Annotated in this window: 24 protein-coding genes; 19 read left to right on the forward strand and 5 right to left on the reverse strand. The window is 71.5% G+C overall.

Annotated features, from left to right (window positions below):
• The first annotated feature begins 15 nt into the window (after positions 1 to 15).
• From O2W20_RS04360 to truA, 18 genes are all read left to right on the forward strand, one after another.
• Positions 16 to 201 carry a type Z 30S ribosomal protein S14 gene (locus O2W20_RS04360; protein ID WP_036334286.1) on the forward strand — a complete coding sequence of 62 codons (186 nt, stop codon included), beginning with the start codon at positions 16 to 18 and terminating at the stop codon, positions 199 to 201.
• A gap of 133 nt (positions 202 to 334) precedes the next feature.
• Positions 335 to 745: a 30S ribosomal protein S8 gene (gene rpsH / locus O2W20_RS04365; RefSeq protein ID WP_036334288.1), complete on the forward strand. Its 411-nt coding sequence runs from the start codon at positions 335 to 337 to the stop codon at positions 743 to 745.
• Positions 746 to 760: 15 nt separating this feature from the next.
• Positions 761 to 1,300 carry a 50S ribosomal protein L6 gene (rplF, locus tag O2W20_RS04370; protein ID WP_269170514.1) on the forward strand — a complete coding sequence of 180 codons (540 nt, stop codon included), beginning with the start codon at positions 761 to 763 and terminating at the stop codon, positions 1,298 to 1,300.
• Positions 1,300 to 1,716, forward strand: a complete 417-nt coding sequence (rplR, locus tag O2W20_RS04375) for a 50S ribosomal protein L18 (protein ID WP_081975217.1) — start codon at positions 1,300 to 1,302, stop codon at positions 1,714 to 1,716. The genes rplF and rplR overlap by 1 nt, the downstream gene beginning before the upstream one ends.
• A 37-nt stretch (positions 1,717 to 1,753) precedes the next feature.
• Complete coding sequence (gene rpsE, locus O2W20_RS04380; protein ID WP_036334292.1) at positions 1,754 to 2,395, forward strand: 30S ribosomal protein S5; 642 nt, start codon at positions 1,754 to 1,756, stop codon at positions 2,393 to 2,395.
• Between the two features lies 1 nt (position 2,396).
• The gene (gene rpmD / locus O2W20_RS04385) at positions 2,397 to 2,579 is read left to right on the forward strand and encodes a 50S ribosomal protein L30 (protein WP_269170516.1); all 183 of its coding nucleotides are present in this window, start codon (positions 2,397 to 2,399) and stop codon (positions 2,577 to 2,579) included.
• A gap of 25 nt (positions 2,580 to 2,604) precedes the next feature.
• Positions 2,605 to 3,048 carry a 50S ribosomal protein L15 gene (gene rplO, locus O2W20_RS04390; RefSeq protein ID WP_269170517.1) on the forward strand — a complete coding sequence of 148 codons (444 nt, stop codon included), beginning with the start codon at positions 2,605 to 2,607 and terminating at the stop codon, positions 3,046 to 3,048.
• 196 nt (positions 3,049 to 3,244) lie between these two features.
• A complete protein-coding gene (secY, locus tag O2W20_RS04395) occupies positions 3,245 to 4,555 on the forward strand; it encodes a preprotein translocase subunit SecY (protein ID WP_269159165.1) in 1,311 nt (436 codons plus the stop codon).
• Positions 4,555 to 5,175: an adenylate kinase gene (locus O2W20_RS04400; protein ID WP_269170518.1), complete on the forward strand. Its 621-nt coding sequence runs from the start codon at positions 4,555 to 4,557 to the stop codon at positions 5,173 to 5,175. Before secY ends, O2W20_RS04400 begins: the two co-directional genes overlap by 1 nt.
• Before the next feature lie 81 nt (positions 5,176 to 5,256).
• Positions 5,257 to 6,060: a type I methionyl aminopeptidase gene (gene map, locus O2W20_RS04405; protein ID WP_269170519.1), complete on the forward strand. Its 804-nt coding sequence runs from the start codon at positions 5,257 to 5,259 to the stop codon at positions 6,058 to 6,060.
• 288 nt (positions 6,061 to 6,348) lie between these two features.
• Positions 6,349 to 6,570 carry a translation initiation factor IF-1 gene (gene infA, locus O2W20_RS04410; RefSeq protein WP_012950459.1) on the forward strand — a complete coding sequence of 74 codons (222 nt, stop codon included), beginning with the start codon at positions 6,349 to 6,351 and terminating at the stop codon, positions 6,568 to 6,570.
• A gap of 73 nt (positions 6,571 to 6,643) precedes the next feature.
• On the forward strand, positions 6,644 to 6,757 hold the full coding sequence (gene rpmJ, locus O2W20_RS04415) for a 50S ribosomal protein L36 (protein ID WP_014742835.1): 114 nt from the start codon (positions 6,644 to 6,646) through the stop codon (positions 6,755 to 6,757).
• Positions 6,758 to 6,771: 14 nt separating this feature from the next.
• A complete protein-coding gene (gene rpsM, locus O2W20_RS04420) occupies positions 6,772 to 7,146 on the forward strand; it encodes a 30S ribosomal protein S13 (protein ID WP_036334299.1) in 375 nt (124 codons plus the stop codon).
• Between the two features lie 128 nt (positions 7,147 to 7,274).
• Positions 7,275 to 7,682, forward strand: a complete 408-nt coding sequence (gene rpsK, locus O2W20_RS04425) for a 30S ribosomal protein S11 (protein WP_026844840.1) — start codon at positions 7,275 to 7,277, stop codon at positions 7,680 to 7,682.
• Positions 7,683 to 7,717: 35 nt separating this feature from the next.
• Positions 7,718 to 8,344, forward strand: coding sequence for a 30S ribosomal protein S4 (gene rpsD / locus O2W20_RS04430; RefSeq protein ID WP_269159168.1), 627 nt, complete (start codon positions 7,718 to 7,720; stop codon positions 8,342 to 8,344).
• 127 nt (positions 8,345 to 8,471) lie between these two features.
• Positions 8,472 to 9,539: a DNA-directed RNA polymerase subunit alpha gene (locus tag O2W20_RS04435; RefSeq protein ID WP_269170520.1), complete on the forward strand. Its 1,068-nt coding sequence runs from the start codon at positions 8,472 to 8,474 to the stop codon at positions 9,537 to 9,539.
• Positions 9,540 to 9,708: 169 nt separating this feature from the next.
• The gene (rplQ, locus tag O2W20_RS22670; protein WP_331254098.1) at positions 9,709 to 10,428 is read left to right on the forward strand and encodes a 50S ribosomal protein L17; all 720 of its coding nucleotides are present in this window, start codon (positions 9,709 to 9,711) and stop codon (positions 10,426 to 10,428) included.
• Between the two features lie 28 nt (positions 10,429 to 10,456).
• Positions 10,457 to 11,302, forward strand: coding sequence for a tRNA pseudouridine(38-40) synthase TruA (gene truA, locus O2W20_RS04445; protein WP_269170521.1), 846 nt, complete (start codon positions 10,457 to 10,459; stop codon positions 11,300 to 11,302).
• A 39-nt stretch (positions 11,303 to 11,341) separates the two neighbouring features.
• On the opposite strand, the gene O2W20_RS04450 is transcribed toward truA, so the two are convergent.
• Together O2W20_RS04450 and mobA are read right to left on the reverse strand one after the other, a co-directional pair.
• The gene (locus O2W20_RS04450) at positions 11,342 to 12,007 is read right to left on the reverse strand and encodes an NAD(P)H-binding protein (protein ID WP_269170522.1); all 666 of its coding nucleotides are present in this window, start codon (positions 12,005 to 12,007) and stop codon (positions 11,342 to 11,344) included.
• Between the two features lie 58 nt (positions 12,008 to 12,065).
• Complete coding sequence (mobA, locus tag O2W20_RS04455; RefSeq protein ID WP_269170523.1) at positions 12,066 to 12,653, reverse strand: molybdenum cofactor guanylyltransferase; 588 nt, start codon at positions 12,651 to 12,653, stop codon at positions 12,066 to 12,068.
• A gap of 42 nt (positions 12,654 to 12,695) precedes the next feature.
• Here mobA and fdhD point away from each other — a divergent pair, with 42 nt between their 5' ends.
• Positions 12,696 to 13,523 (forward strand): formate dehydrogenase accessory sulfurtransferase FdhD, encoded by an 828-nt coding sequence (fdhD, locus tag O2W20_RS04460; protein ID WP_269170524.1) that lies wholly within the window; start codon positions 12,696 to 12,698, stop codon positions 13,521 to 13,523.
• A 9-nt stretch (positions 13,524 to 13,532) separates the two neighbouring features.
• Here fdhD and O2W20_RS04465 read toward each other — a convergent pair whose 3' ends face one another.
• The 3 genes from O2W20_RS04465 to moeA are packed head-to-tail and all read right to left on the reverse strand — an operon-like array spanning position 13,533 to position 15,729.
• Complete coding sequence (locus O2W20_RS04465) at positions 13,533 to 14,027, reverse strand: MogA/MoaB family molybdenum cofactor biosynthesis protein (protein ID WP_269170526.1); 495 nt, start codon at positions 14,025 to 14,027, stop codon at positions 13,533 to 13,535.
• Positions 14,024 to 14,527 (reverse strand): cyclic pyranopterin monophosphate synthase MoaC, encoded by a 504-nt coding sequence (gene moaC, locus O2W20_RS04470; protein WP_269170527.1) that lies wholly within the window; start codon positions 14,525 to 14,527, stop codon positions 14,024 to 14,026. The genes O2W20_RS04465 and moaC overlap by 4 nt, the downstream gene beginning before the upstream one ends.
• Positions 14,524 to 15,729: a molybdopterin molybdotransferase MoeA gene (moeA, locus tag O2W20_RS04475; protein ID WP_269170528.1), complete on the reverse strand. Its 1,206-nt coding sequence runs from the start codon at positions 15,727 to 15,729 to the stop codon at positions 14,524 to 14,526. Before moeA ends, moaC begins: the two co-directional genes overlap by 4 nt.
• Positions 15,730 to 15,790 lie beyond the last annotated feature (61 nt).

Genomic DNA, 15,790 nt, shown 5'->3' on the forward strand with positions numbered 1-15,790 from the left:
GTAGGAGACCAAGAGATGGCCAAGAAGGCCCTTGTCAACAAGGCGGCTCGCACGCCGAAGTTCGCCGTCCGCGGCTACACCCGCTGCCAGCGGTGCGGTCGGCCCCACGCGGTCTTCCGCAAGTTCGGCCTGTGCCGGATCTGCCTGCGGGAGATGGCCCACGCCGGCGAGCTGCCCGGTGTGACCAAGTCCAGCTGGTAACAGACGCAGTACGGCCCGCCCCGCACGGGGCGGGCCACTCGCTCCCGGGCACGCCCCGGAGCACAACCCACGTCGCCGAGAGGCCCGCGCACGACAGCGTGCGGAACCGCGGCGAGAGAGGCACGACGTACCCATGACGATGACCGACCCGATCGCGGACATGCTCACGCGGATCCGCAACGCCAACCAGGCGTACCACGACGCCGCGGCCATGCCGTCGTCGAAGCTCAAGACGAAGGTCGCCGCGATCCTCCAGCAGGAGGGCTACATCGGCGGCTGGACCGTCAACGACGTCGAGGTCGAAGGCCACGTCCGCAAGGAGCTCGTGGTCTCCCTCAAGTACGGCCCCAACCGCGAGCGCAGCATCGCCGGTGTCCGTCGGGTCTCCAAGCCCGGCCTGCGTGTCTACGCGAAGTCGACCGCCCTGCCCAAGGTCCTGGGCGGCCTCGGGGTGGCGATCATCTCCACCTCCACCGGGCTGCTGACCGACAAGCAGGCGAACAAGAAGGGCGTGGGTGGGGAAGTCCTCGCCTACGTCTGGTAAGAGGAGCGAGCAGACATGTCACGGATCGGACGACTCCCGATTCCGGTGCCGAGCGGGGTTGACGTCGCCATCGACGGGCGAACGGTCAACGTCTCCGGGCCGAAGGGGAAGCTCAGCCACACGGTGGCCGCTCCCATCACCGTCGAGCGCGGTGAGGACGGGACCCTGCTGGTGCAGCGTCCCAACGACGAGCGAGAGTCCCGTGCCCTGCACGGCCTCTCGCGGTCGCTCATCGCCAACATGATCACCGGCGTCACCCAGGGGTACGAGAAGACCCTGGAGATCGTCGGCGTCGGCTACCGCGTGCAGGCCCGCGGGTCGGACCTCGAGTTCGCCCTCGGTTTCAGCCACCCGGTGCTGGTCAAGGCCCCTGAGGGGATCGCCTTCACCGTCGAGGCCCCCACTCGCCTGCGGGTGAGCGGGATCGACAAGCAGCAGGTCGGCGAGGTCTCCGCCAAGATCCGCAAGATCCGTCGCCCCGACCCGTACAAGGGCAAGGGCGTGCGGTACCAGGGCGAGGTCGTCAAGCGCAAGGTCGGGAAGACGGGCAAGTGATGGCACAGGCAGCCAAGACCGAGAAGGGTGTCCGGGTGCACAAGCCCGTCGGCACCGACGTCAGCACTGCGCGCCGCGTCTCGCGGCTGCGCCGGCACAACCGTCTCCGCAAGCGCGTCGGCGGCACGCCGGAGCGCCCGCGCCTGGTGGTCAAGCGCAGCTCGCGGCACATCCACGTCCAGGTGGTCGACGACACGGTGGGCCGTACCCTGGCCAGTGCGTCGACCATGGACGCCAGCCTGAAGGGCGCCGAGGGCGACAAGTCCGCCCTCGCCCGTCAGGTCGGTGCCCTGGTCGCGGAGCGTGCCAAGGCCGCCGGGATCGCCGCCGTCGTCTTCGACCGCGGTGGCAACCGGTACGCCGGGCGCATCGCCGCCCTGGCGGACGGCGCCCGCGAAGGCGGGCTGGACTTCTGATGAGCACCATCACTGAGCAGATCGAGAGGGACGTCTGATGCCAGGACCACAGCGACGCGGCGGTGGCGCCGGCGGGACGGGTGGCCCCGGCGGTGCCGGCGGCGGCAACGACCGCCGTGACCGCCGCGACGGCGGCCGCGGCCCCGGTGGCGGTACCGCCGAGAAGAGCCAGTTCATCGAGCGCGTGGTGGCCATCAACCGCGTGTCCAAGGTCGTCAAGGGTGGTCGGCGCTTCAGCTTCACCGCGCTGGTCATCGTGGGCGACGGCAACGGCACCGTGGGTGTCGGCTACGGCAAGGCCAAGGAGGTGCCCGCGGCGATCGCCAAGGGCGTCGAGGAGGCCAAGAAGCACTTCTACAAGGTGCCTCGCATCGCCAGCACCATCCCGCACCCGGTGCAGGGTGAGGCGGCTGCCGGTGTCGTGCTGCTGAAGCCGGCCAGCCCGGGTACCGGTGTCATCGCCGGTGGTCCGGTGCGCGCCGTGCTGGAGTGCGCCGGCATCCACGACATCCTGTCCAAGAGCCTCGGGTCCTCGAACCCGATCAACATCGTCCACGCGACCATGCAGGCGCTGAAGGACCTCGTCCGTCCCGAGGAGATCGCGGCTCGCCGCGGTCTGCCCCTGGAGGACGTCGCCCCGGCCGCGATGCTGCGTGCGCGGGCCGGTCAGGGGGTCTGAGATGGCTCAGCTGAAGGTCACCCAGGTCAAGTCGGCCATCGGCACCAAGCCGAACCAGCGTCAGACGCTGCGTTCGCTCGGGCTGAAGCGGATCCACGACTCGGTCGTCCAGGAGGACCGTCCCGAGATCCGCGGGATGGTCGCGACGGTGCCGCACCTGGTCGCCGTCGAAGAGATCGTCTGAGCGTCGGACGAGAAGGAACACTGACATGACTCTCAAGGTCCACCACCTGCGTCCGGCCCCGGGCGCCCACACCAAGAAGACCCGCGTGGGTCGCGGTGAGGGCTCCAAGGGCAAGACGGCCGGTCGCGGCACCAAGGGCTCCGGCGCTCGCGTGCAGGTCTCGGCCCGCTTCGAGGGTGGCCAGACCCCCCTCTTCATGCGACTGCCGAAGCTCTCTGGCTTCAAGAACAACAACAAGGTCGTCTTCCAGGTCGTCAACCTGGACCGGATCGCCTCCCTGTTCCCGCAGGGCGGGACCATCGACCCGGGGACGCTGGCCGACGCCGGCGCCATCCGGCGGGGTCAGCCGGTCAAGGTCCTCGGTACCGGCGAGCTGGGCGGGGTGAAGGTCGACGTGCAGGCGCACGCCTTCTCGAAGTCCGCCCAGGAGAAGATCGGCGCTGCCGGGGGCAGCACCACCCAGATCTGACCGCCGACGGCCCCCGGGGCGCGCACCCGAGCAGGGTGACTGCGCCCCGGGGGCCGTCTGCTGTCCGGTCGTGGACCGGGCTGCGCCACACTCGTCCAGGTCCGCCGGACCCCGCTCTCGTCGTCCCCGTGGGACGGTGGCGGTGGGGATGTCGGCCGACGTTGATAACCTCACACGACCAACTCGGGGAGGGCACGTGCTGCAGGCGTTCGCCGCGGCGTTCCGGACGCCAGATCTCCGGCGCAAGCTGCTGTTCTCCCTGGCGCTGATCGCCGTCTACCGGCTCGGCGCCAGCGTCCCGGGGCCAGGTGTGTCCACCGAGGCGATCAACAGCTGTCTGGACCTGGCTGCGGCCTCCGACCAGCGCGACGTCTACTCGCTGGTCAACCTCTTCTCCGGCGGGGCGCTGCTCCGGCTGTCGGTCTTCGCGCTCGGCATCATGCCGTACATCACCGCGAGCATCATCGTCCAGCTCCTGGTCGTGGTCATCCCGCGGTTCGAGCAGCTGAAGAAGGAAGGGCAATCGGGTCAGGCCAAGCTGACCCAGTACACCCGGTACCTGACGATCGCACTCGCCGTGCTGCAGAGCACCGGGATCATCGCCCTGGCCCGCAGTGGCCAGCTCTTCCCGAACTGCCCGCAGGACATCATCCCGTCGGACTCCGTGTGGACGACGGTCATCCTCGTCATCACCTTGACCGCCGGCACCGCCGTGATCATGTGGCTGGGCGAGCTCCTCACGGAGAAGGGGATCGGCAACGGCATGTCCGTGCTGATCTTCACCTCGATCGCCGCCCGGATCCCGGCCGAGGGTGGCGCGATCCTGCAGACCCGCGGCGCCTTCATCTTCGCCGTCGTCTGCGTGTTCGCCCTCGTCGTCATCGCCTCGGTGGTCTACGTCGAACAGGCGCAACGCCGCATCCCGGTGCAGTACGCCAAGCGGATGGTCGGCCGCCGGATGTACGGCGGGACGTCGACGTACCTGCCGCTGAAGGTGAACCAGGCCGGCGTCATCCCGGTCATCTTCGCCTCGTCGCTGCTCTACCTGCCCCAGCTGCTCAGCCAGCTGCAGAGCGACTCCAGCGGTCCGGTCCGCAGGTTCTTCGAGAACTACGTGATCAACCAGAGCAGCCCGGTGCACATCGCCATCTACTTCGGGCTGATCATCTTCTTCACGTACTTCTACGTGTCGATCACGTTCAACCCCGAAGAGCGGGCCGACGACATGAAGCGCTACGGCGGCTTCATCCCGGGCATCCGCCCCGGTCGACCCACAGCCGAGTACCTGCAGTACGTGCTGTCCCGGATCACCCTGCCCGGGTCGATCTACCTCGGGTTGGTGGCGGTGCTGCCCAACCTGTTCCTCTCGATCACCCAAGAGGGGCAGAACCAGAACTTCCCGTTCGGCGGGACCGCGGTGCTGATCATGGTGGGAGTGGGCTTGGAGACGGTGAAGCAGATCGAGACGCAGCTCAACCAGCGCAGCTATGAAGGGTTCCTCCGCTGATGCGCGTCGTGCTGCTGGGCCCTCCCGGGGCGGGCAAGGGGACCCAGGCCCAGGTCATCGCCGCTCGGCTGGGTGTGCCGGCGATCTCGACGGGCGACATCTTCCGCGCCAACGTCACCAGTCAGACCGACCTGGGCAAGCAGGCCAAGGCGTACATGGACGCCGGTGACCTGGTGCCCGACGTGATCACCGTCGCGATGGTCTCCGATCGACTGGCCGAGCCCGACGCCAAGGCGGGCTTCCTGCTCGACGGCTTCCCGCGCACCATCGCCCAGGCCGAACAGCTGCGTGACTCGCTGGCGGAGATGGGTCACCGGCTCGACCGCTGCCTGGAGCTCGTCGTCGACGAGGACGAACTCGTACGCCGGCTCTCCGGCCGGCGGGTGGTGGTCGACGGCGAGATGGTCCAGCGGGACGACGACAAGCCCGAGACCGTGCGGCACCGGCTCGAGGTCTACCGGGAACAGACCGCGCCGTTGGCCGGGTTCTACGAAGAGGTCGGGCTGCTCAGCCGGATCGACGCCATCGGGGAGATCGACGAGGTCACCCGACGCGCCCTGGAGGCACTGGGTGCCGATGAGGCGCTGGACGACGAGCCCGACGACGAGTCCGGGCGCTGACCCAGCGAGGTCGTGGTGCACGGTGACCGCGGAGCTGGCTGGGCGTCCTGGCTGCCGCTGTTCGCGAAGTGGAGTGGACGCATGATCCAGATCAAGACGGCCCACGAGATCGAGCTCATGCGCGCCTCCGGCCTGGTCACCGCCGGGGCCCTCAAGGCCGTGCGCGCTGCCGTCCGCCCCGGGGTGACCACCGGTGAGCTCGACGCGATCGCCGAGGACCACATCCGGTCGTCCGGCGCCGTGCCGAACTTCCTGGGCTACCACGGGTTCACCGGCACCATCTGTGCGTCGATCAACGACGAGGTGGTCCACGGGATCCCGAACCCCGACCGGACGCTGGCCGAGGGCGACAACATCTCCATCGACTGCGGTGCCATCCTCCAGGGCTGGCACAGCGACTCGGCGATCACCGTCTCCGTCGGCACGCCGTCCGCTGCGGACGTGGCCCTCCTGGAGGTCACCGAGCGCTCGATGTGGGCCGGGCTCGCGAAGGCCGTGGCCGGCGGCCGGCTGACCGACATCAGCCACGCCGTCGAGGAGTCGATCACCGCGCACGAGCACCGGTACGGGATCGTCGACCACTACGGCGGTCACGGCATCGGCACCGAGATGCACCAGGACCCCCATGTCCTGAACTACGGGCGTGCGGGTCGCGGCCCGAAGCTCGTGCCCGGCCTCGCGCTCGCGATCGAGCCGATGGTCACCGTCGGCGACCCGGCCACCGTCGAGCTGGACGACGGCTGGACGGTCGTGACCAAGGACGGCTCCCGCGCCGCGCACTTCGAGCACAGCGTCGCCATCACGCCGGAGGGACCGTGGGTCCTGACGGCGGAGGACGGCGGCCTGGCCGGCCTCGCGCCCTTCGGGGTCACCCCCCGCTCCTGACCGGTCTCCCTCCGGGGCACTCAGGGCGCTCGCCCACGCCCCGGGGGACGAGGGAACCGTCACCACGGCCCGGGTTGGAGCCCTGGTGCTGCGGGGAGTACAGTGGCCGATGGCGTTCGCGCCGTCCGTCGTCGTGCTGTGGCCGTACGCCGCCGGACGCCCTCAGCGAGATCGCCCGCACGACCGCACCCGACTCATCGGGTGCAGCCAGCAAGGAACCCCGCACCACCGCCCGTGTCATCAGGCATGGGCGCATGCAGTCTGATCGAACGAGGAGGCCGTGTAGGCGTGGCAAAGAAGGACGGGGCCATCGAGGTCGAGGGTCGTGTCGTCGAGCCGCTGCCCAACGCGATGTTCCGGGTCGAACTGCAGAACGGGCACCGGGTGCTCGCCCACATCAGCGGCAAGATGCGGCAGCACTACATCCGGATCCTGCCCGAGGACCGCGTGGTCGTGGAGCTCTCGCCCTACGACCTGACCCGCGGCCGCATCGTCTACCGCTACAAGTAACCCGCTGCCGGTCCGGGTCCCACGCGTGGGTCCGGGGGTCGGCGCACGATCTACAGGAATGAGGGCGGCACCGGTGAAGGTCCAGCCGTCGGTGAAGAAGATCTGTGACAAGTGCAAGGTGATCCGCCGGCACGGCCGGGTCATGGTCATCTGCGAGAACGCCCGGCACAAGCAGCGCCAGGGCTGAGGGAGTACCTGACAATGGCACGACTTGCTGGCGTCGACCTTCCCCGCGAGAAGCGGATGGAGATCGCGCTCACCTACATCTACGGGATCGGGCCCACGTCGGCCAAGGCGACCCTGGCCGCAACGGGCGTCAGCCCGGACCTGCGGGCCAAGGACCTGACCGACGAGGACCTGCTCAAGCTGCGCGACTACATCGACGAGCACTTCCGCGTCGAGGGTGATCTGCGCCGTGAGGTGGCTGCCGACATCCGCCGCAAGGTGGAGATCGGTTGCTACCAGGGCCTGCGGCACCGCCGCGGCCTGCCTGTGCACGGGCAGCGCACCAAGACGAACGCGCGCTCGAGCAAGGGCCCGCGCAAGACCATCGCGGGCAAGAAGAAGGCCCGCTGATCTCAGCACCTCGGCGCACCGTCGCGGGTCCGTAGGGCCGGACCGGCGGTGCGCCTGAGCACGACCGTCCCCTCGGCTAGGACCGGGTGGGCGACCAGGCCACGAACACAGACTCAGACCGGAGAGAGATGCCTCCCAGGGCTCGCGCGGCAGCTGGCACCAAGAAGGTGCGCCGCAAGGAGAAGAAGAACGTCGCTCACGGCGCGGCGCACATCAAGAGCACCTTCAACAACACGATCGTGTCGATCACCGACCCCACGGGCAACGTGATCAGCTGGGCCTCGGCCGGGCACGTCGGGTTCAAGGGCTCCCGCAAGTCCACGCCGTTCGCGGCGCAGATGGCTGCGGAGAACGCCGCACGCAAGGCGCAGGAGCACGGCATGCGCAAGGTCGACGTCTTCGTGAAGGGCCCGGGCTCCGGTCGGGAGACCGCGATCCGCTCACTGCAGGCCACCGGCCTCGAAGTGGGTCAGATCCAGGACGTGACGCCTCAGCCGCACAACGGCTGCCGCCCCAAGAAGCGCCGCCGGGTCTGACCGGTCACTGACGAGACGAACTAGGAGTACCTGACGTGGCCCGTTACACCGGAGCCGACTGCCGCTTGTGCAGGCGCGAGAAGATGAAGCTGTTCCTCAAGGGCAGCAAGTGCGAGTCCCCGAAGTGCCCGATCGAGATCCGGCCTTACCCGCCGGGCGAGCACGGCCGGGGTCGCAGCAAGGACAGCGAGTACCTGCTCCAGCTTCGTGAGAAGCAGAAGGCCCGCCGCATCTACGGCGTGCTGGAGAAGCAGTTCCGCGGTTACTACGAAGAGGCGAACAAGAAGTCGGGCAAGACCGGTGAGGTCCTGCTGCAGATCCTCGAGTCCCGCCTCGACAACGTGGTCTACCGGGCCGGCTTCGCCGAGTCCCGCGACATGGCCCGCCAGCTGGTGCGCCACGGCCACATCAAGGTCAACGGTCGCAAGGTCGACATCCCGTCCTACCGGGTGAGCGCCAACGACATCCTCGAGGTGGCTGCGAAGTCCGCCGAGATGGTGCCGTTCCAGCTCGCCCAGGCCAAGGCCGGCTCTCGTCCGGTGCCGCCGTGGCTGGAGGTCATCTCCTCGCAGCTGAAGGTGTTGGTCCACAACATCCCGGCGCGCCAGGTGATCGACACCCCGGTCCAGGAACAGCTGATCGTCGAGCTCTACTCGAAGTGATCGGCCGGTAGGACAGCACGACCGCAGGACCAGCACGACGGCGGGACGGGCGGACCGATGTCCGTCCCGCCGGCACCACCCCCTCACGGCGTCATATGGCGGGTGCCGGAGGACCTGAAGGAGAACCATGCTCATCGCACAGCGTCCGACCCTCGCCGAGGAGACCATCGACGCCCAGCGCTCCCGGTTCGTCATCGAGCCGCTCGAGCCGGGCTTCGGTTACACCCTCGGCAACTCGCTGCGTCGCACCCTGCTGTCCTCGATCCCCGGCGCTGCTGTCACCAGCATCCGGATCGAGGGCACCCTGCACGAGTTCACTACCGTGCCGGGGGTCAAGGAGGACGTCACCGAGATCATCCTGAACCTCAAGGGCCTCGTGGTCAGCTCCGACTCCGACGAGCCGGTCACCATGTACCTGCGCAAGCAGGGGCCGGGTGAGGTCACGGCGGCGGACATCGCGCCGCCGGCCGGTGTCGAGGTGCACAACCCCGACCTGCACATCGCCACGCTGAACGCGAAGGGCCGGCTCGAGGTCGAGCTGGTCGTCGAGCGGGGCCGCGGCTACGTGCCGGCCACCCAGAACAAGCAGCCCGGCCAGGAGATCGGTCGCATCCCCGTCGACTCTATCTACTCGCCGGTGCTCAAGGTGACCTACGCGGTCGAGGCCACCCGTGTCGAGCAGCGCACCGACTTCGACCGCCTGGTGGTCGACGTCGAGACGAAGCCGTCGATGGAGCCCCGCGACGCCATCGCCAGCGCCGGTTCGACGCTGGTCGAGCTCTTCGGCCTGCTGCGCGAGCTGAACATCGACGCCGAGGGCATCGAGGTCGGGCCCAGCCCGGCCGAGGCCGCCGACATCGCCAACTTCTCGATGCCCATCGAGGACATGGACCTCACGGTGCGGTCCTACAACTGCCTCAAGCGCGAGGGCGTGCACACCGTCGGTGAGCTCGTCACCCGCTCCGAGGCGGACCTCCTCGACATCCGGAACTTCGGCGCCAAGTCGATCGACGAGGTCAAGCTCAAGCTGGCCGCGATGGGCCTGGCACTGAAGGACAGCCCGCCCGGGTTCGTCCCCACCTCGGTGGAGAGCTACGACGAGGGCTACGAGACCGACGCCTACCAGGGCGACGCTGCTTTCGGCGATCCGGCCACGCTGGACGAGGGCACCTACCAGGAGACCGAGCAGCTCTGACAGGCTGTTCGTGATCCGGGGCGCGGCCGGCGGGGGAGACCCTGCCGGCCGAGCCCCGCACCGAGCACTGAGCACTGGCCATCCCACGGTGGCCCAGCAGCACGCAGCACTGCGATGTGGACGACGCAGCCGGCACACGCCCCGCCCGGCCGCCTGAGGAAGGACCGACATGCCCACCCCCACCAAGGGCCCCCGTCTCGGCGGCTCCCCCGCGCACGAGCGGCTGATGCTGGCCAACATGGCCACCTCGCTGTTCGAGCACGGGCGGATCACCACCACCGAGGCCAAGGCCAAGCGGCTGCGGCCGCTGGCCGAGAAGCTCGTCACCTTCGCCAAGCGCGGTGACCTGCACGCCCGTCGGCAGGTGCTGACGACGATCCGTGACAAGGACGTCGTGCACCACCTGTTCGCCGAGATCGGCCCGCGCTTCGCGGACCGACCCGGTGGCTACACGCGCATCGTCAAGGTCAGTCCCCGCAAGGGCGACAACGCACCGATGGCGATCATCGAGCTGGTCGAGGGCCAGACGGTGGCGCAGCAGGCCGTCGGCGAGGCCGAGCGTGCCCGCGGCACGCAGTTCGCCGCCGGCGCCGGCGCATCGGCAGCCGCCGGTGAGGTGACCGCAGACGCGGTCGCCACGGACACCGACGAGTCCGCCGAGGCCGAGGAGGTCGTCACCGACGTCTTCGTGCCCGACGGTGAGCGCCAGGACGACGGCGACGTCACCCCGGAGCCGACGGCGGAGAACCTCGCCGTCGTCGACGACCCGACGCTCAGCCCCGACGTGGCCGCTGCGGCCGCCGCCGAGGTGGAGGCCGCCGAGATCACCGACGCGGCGACCGCGGGCGCTCAGGCCCCCGGTGGCGAGCCGGCCACCGACCCGAAGTGAGTTGAGACCGTCTCCGACGGTCCACCCCATGCAGGACGTGCACGCTGACGAGCCCGCCACCGTTCTCGGTGGCGGGCTCGTCCGCGTCCGGCTGGGCATCTCCTACGACGGGACCGCACTGCACGGCTGGGCCCGCCAGCCGGGCCTGCGCACCGTCCAGGGGGAGCTGGAGCTGGCCCTGGCCACGGTGCTGCGGGCGGACGTGGACCTCACCGTGGCCGGCCGCACGGACGCCGGCGTGCACGCCACCGGTCAGGTGGCCCACGCCGACCTGCCGGGGGATCTCTTCGCCGCACACCAGGACCGGCTGCTGCGGCGGTTACGGGGCGTCCTGGCGCCGGACATCGCCGTGACCTCAGCGGAGGCGGTCACGGCCGACTTCGACGCGCGCTTCTCCGCGTTGGCCCGGCACTACGTGTACCGGCTGACCGATGCCGACGCCGGGCCGCCCCCGCTGCGCCGTGCCGACACCGTCGGTTGGTCGCGCCGGGTCGACGCCGAGGCGATGCAGGTCGCGGCTCGGCTGCTGCTCGGGCGGCAGGACTTCGCCGCCTTCTGCCGTCGGCGCGAGGGGGCGACGACGATCCGCACCCTGCTCGCCCTGGACGTCCAGCGGGACGGGGACCTGGTGCAGGTCCATGCGTCGGCCGACGCCTTCTGCCACTCGATGGTGCGCAGCCTCGTCGGTGCCCTCGGCGCCGTGGGTGAGGGGCGCCGGCCGCCGGAGTGGCCGGCGTCCCTGCTCAGCCGGAGCGAGCGGGCCGGTGACGTGCCCGTCGCCCCGGCCGGTGGCCTGACGTTGCTGCGGGTCGACTACCCGGACGACGCCGACCTCGCGGCCCGCGCGCAGGTCACCCGGGCGAAGCGGAGCTGACGGCCGCCAGCGGCGCCGGAGCGGGCCGACGGCCGGCCGTCAGGGGAGGGCGCTCACGGCCTCGGGGATCGGCGTGTCACCGGTGAGGAGCTCGACCACGGTGCCGTCCTTCGGGTCGTCGAGCAGGGCCACCAGGACGGCGGCGACGTCGTCGCGGGGCACCTCGCCGCGGTCGGTGGTGTGCTCCAGGCGGACCCGGCCGGTGCCCGGATCGTCGGTCAGGCTGCCCGGGCGGATCACCATGGGGGACAGGCCCTCGCGGGACAGCACGTGCTCCTCGGCGGCCAGCTTGGCCCGCAGGTAGGCCACGAAGACCTCGTCCATGTCCTCCGGGGGTGCGTCGCCGGCCACCAGCTCGACGCCGATCGAGGAGATCAGCAGGTAGGGGCGGACGCCGGCGGCGACGGCCGCGTCGGCCAGCAGCACGGCTGCACCGCGGTCGACCGAGTCCTTGCGCTCGATGCCGCTGTCCGGGCCACCGCCGGCGGCGAAGACCACGGCGTCGGCACCGGAGACGACGGCGGCCAGCTCCTCCACCGAGGCCTGCTCCAGGTCCAGCACCACCGGCTCGACGCCGTCGGCCTCCAGGTCGGCACAGTGGTCGGGGTTCCGGATGATGCCGACGGCGGTGTCCCCCCGCTGGCTCAGCAACCGGCCGAGGCGGCGGGCGATCTTCCCGTGGGCTCCTGCTGTGACGACGCGCATGGTGCGGCCCTACCCGGGGCCGGTCGCTCTCACGCGGGCCGGCTCCGTGGCGAACGGCTCACGCGCTGGTGGGTGCGGCGCGGGCGCGGGCCAGGTCGGCCGGGGTGTCACAGTCGGTCCACGGCGCCGGGCGGTCGGGCGACGCCGCCGGCCGGTGGCGGCCCACCGACAGCTGCGACAGCACCGCCCGCAGCGGGGTGTGCGGGCGGGGGTCCCGGAGGGCGTCGCGCAGGGCCGCGGTCCGCCAGACGCCGAGCAGCAGCTGGTCCCGGCCGGTGTCGTCGACCACCAGCACGCCGTCCTCGGCCAGCTGCTGGCGCAGGGCGGTGACCAGGTCGCGGGTGAGGAAGGGCAGGTCGGCGGCGAGGACGGCGACCACCTCGGCCGCCCCGACCGCGGCGAGCCCGGCGGCGAGCGCGGGAACCGGGCCGCCACCCGCCGGGACCTCTCGGACGAGCACGACGCCCTCGGGGACGGGCTGGGGCGGTCCGACCACGACGACCGGGTCGGCGTCCCGTACGGCGTCCAGGACGGCGGCGAGCATGGTGCGGCCACCGACGTCCAGCTGCGGCTTGGGCTGTCCGCCGAGCCGGGCTGCCCGGCCGCCGGCCAGCACGACGGCCGCGAAGGGCGGGAGCGAGGTCATGGCCGGAACGGTAGGGCGTGGGCGGTGAGTACCGTCATCGGCGTGGGACGAGTCACCAGCCGCACCCCGGTGCTGCGCATCCGAGGCGCCGTGCACACCCGACGGCCGGACACGGTCGCCTCCGAGGAGCCGCTGGAGATCCGGCTGGGCGGCACCCCGCTCGCGGTGACGATGCGGACCCCCGGCGACGACTTCGACCTCGTGCACGGCTTTTTGACCACCGAGGGCGTGATCGCGTCGGCGGCCGACATCGCCGGGCTGCGGTACTGCAACTCCGTCGACGACGAGGGCCGCAACACCTACAACGTCGTCGACGTCGACCTGGCGCCCGGCGTCGAGGCCCCGGACACCGCACTGGACCGGAACTTCTACACGACCAGCTCCTGCGGTGTCTGCGGCAAGGCCAGCATCGACGCGATCCGGACGAAGACCGCCTACGACGTGGCCGCCGACGACACCCGGCTGACCCTGGCGACGCTGCTGGCGTTGCCGGACCGGCTGCGCGCCGCCCAGCAGGTGTTCGACAAGACCGGGGGGCTGCACGCCGCCGGGCTGTTCACCGCCGAGGGCGAGATGGTCGCGCTGCGCGAGGACGTCGGCCGGCACAACGCGGTGGACAAGGTGGTCGGCGACGCGGTGCGCGAGGGTCGGGTGCCACTGGCCGGGCACGTGCTGATGGTGAGTGGCCGCTCGTCCTTCGAGCTCACCCAGAAGGCGGCGATGGCCGCGGTGCCCGTGCTGGCCGCGGTGTCGGCGCCCAGCTCACTCGCCGTGGAGCTGGCCCAGGAAGTGGGCATCACGCTGATCGGCTTCCTCCGCGGCGACGGCTGCAACGTGTACACCCACCCCGAGCGCCTGGTGCTGGAGTAGCGCCCTTCCTCAGTGGTCGCCACCGCGGAGCTGGCTGACCACGTGCGGCAGCAGCGGGCCCAGCACGGCGAGACCGTCCCGGACGCCGCCGGTGGAGCCGGGCAGGTTGACGATCAGGGTGCGCCCGGCGGTGCCGGCGACCCCGCGGGACAGCACCGACGTGGGCACCTTGCCCTCGCCGTACCGGCGCACCGCCTCGGCGATGCCGGGGGCCTCGCGCTCCAGCACCGCGCGGGTCGCCTCGGGTGTGACGTCGGTGGGCGAGAGCCCGGTGCCGCCGGTGGTGAGGACCACGTCGGCCCCGCCGGCCACCGCCTCCCGCAGCACCTCGGTGAGCGCCGCGACGTCGTCCGGGCGCACGTGCGGGCCCTCCACGGTGAAGCCGAGGCCGCGCAGCGCGTCGGCGAGCGCCTGCCCGGAGCGGTCCTCGTAGACCCCGGCCGAGGCACGGTTCGAGGCGGTGAGCACGACGGCCCGGGCGTCGGCCGGCAGGTCGGAGCTCATCGGGTCCAGTCGCCCTTCTTGCCGCCGGACTTGGCGAGCAGCCGGACGTCGGTGATGCAGGCGCGCGGGTCGACGGCCTTCACCATGTCGATGACGGTGAGCCCGGCGACCGCGACCGAGGTGAGCGCCTCCATCTCCACGCCGGTGCGGTCGGCCGTGCGGGCGGTGGCGGTGATCTCCACGGCGTCGTCGGCGACCTCGAGGTCGACGGTCACGCCGTGCAGCGCGATCGGGTGGCAGAGCGGGATGAGGTCGGGCGTGCGCTTGGCCCCGGCGATCCCGGCGATCCGGGCCACCGCGATCGCGTCGCCCTTGGGCACCCCGGTGCCGCGCAGCAGCGCGACCACCTCCGGGCTGACCAGCACCCGGCCGGCGGCGGTGGCCACGCGTGCGGTGACCGCCTTGGCGGTGACGTCGACCATCCGGGCGGCGCCTGTCTCGTCGACGTGGGTGAGTCGTGCCGGGTGGTCGGCGGGTGTGCCCTCGGGTGAGGTGGTCACTGGAGTGCTCCTTCGATCAGGACGACGGTGACTCGGGCGCCCTCGGGCAGGTCGGTGACGTCCTCGGGGACGACGACCAGGCAGTTGGCGCGGGCCAGGTGGGCGACCAGGTGGGAGCCGGGCCCGCCGACCTGGTCGACGACCTCGCCGTCGAACCGCCCGCGCAGGAACTGCCGGCGGCCGGCGGGGGAGCGCAGCGGGGCGGTGAGTCGGGCGCTCGTGCGCAGCCGGTCGGGGGAGGTGTGGCCGAGCGCACGGCGGAGTGCCGGCCGGACGAACACCTCGAAGGAGACGAAGGAGCTCACCGGGTTGCCGGGCAGCGTGATCACCGGGACGCCGTCGACGGTGCCGGCGCCCTGCGGCCCACCCGGCTGCATGGCGACCTTGCCGAACTCGACCGTGCCCAGCCCGGCGAACGCGTCCTTGACCACCTCGTAGGCGCCGGCGCTGACCCCGCCGCTGGTGACCAGCAGGTCGGCGTCGGGCAGCTCGGCGCGCACCGCGGTGAGGAACTGGTCGACGTCGTCGGGCACGAAGTGCAACGTGCGCGCCTCCCCCCCGGCCTCGGTGACGGCGGCGGCCAGCAGCACCGAGTTGGACTCGTAGATCTGGCCCGGCTGCAGCGGGCGGCCCGGTTCGACCAGCTCGCTGCCGGTGGAGAGGACCAGCACCCGGGGGCGGCGTCGCACCGGCACGGTGTCGTACCCGACCGCGGCGGCGAGCCCCAGCTGGGCAGCGCCGAGCGCGGTGCCGGCGGGCAGGGCCAGCTCGCCGGCCCGGATGTCCTCCCCGGCGTGCCGCAGGTGGGTGCCGGCCGGAGGGGACGAGCTGATGGTGACGACGTCGGTGCCGGCATCGGTGCGCTCGACGGGGACGATCACGTCGGCGCCGTCGGGCACCGGGGCGCCGGTCATGATGCGGTGCACCGTGCCCGGCAGCAGCGGCGGCACGTCGGTGCGCCCGGCCGGCAGGTCGGCGCCGACCGGCAGCCTCACCGGCGCCTCCGCGGTGGCCGCCCCGACCTCGGCGTGCCGCCCGGCGTAGCCGTCCATCGCGGAGTTGTCGAAGCCGGGCAGGGCCACCCGCGCGGTCAGGTCCCGGGCGAGCACCCGTCCGGCGGCCGCGGCGAGCGGGACGTCCTCGACCGGCAGCGGGGCGAGCAGCCCGGCGACCGCTGCCTGGTGTTCCTCGACGGTGCGCACGCCGCCCATCCTCACCGATGCCCCGGCAGCGCGTCGCGGCGCGGGCCGGGACGGCGCTGGG

The organism is Modestobacter sp. VKM Ac-2982 (assembly GCF_026967935.1).
GTDB lineage: Bacteria > Actinomycetota > Actinomycetes > Mycobacteriales > Geodermatophilaceae > Modestobacter.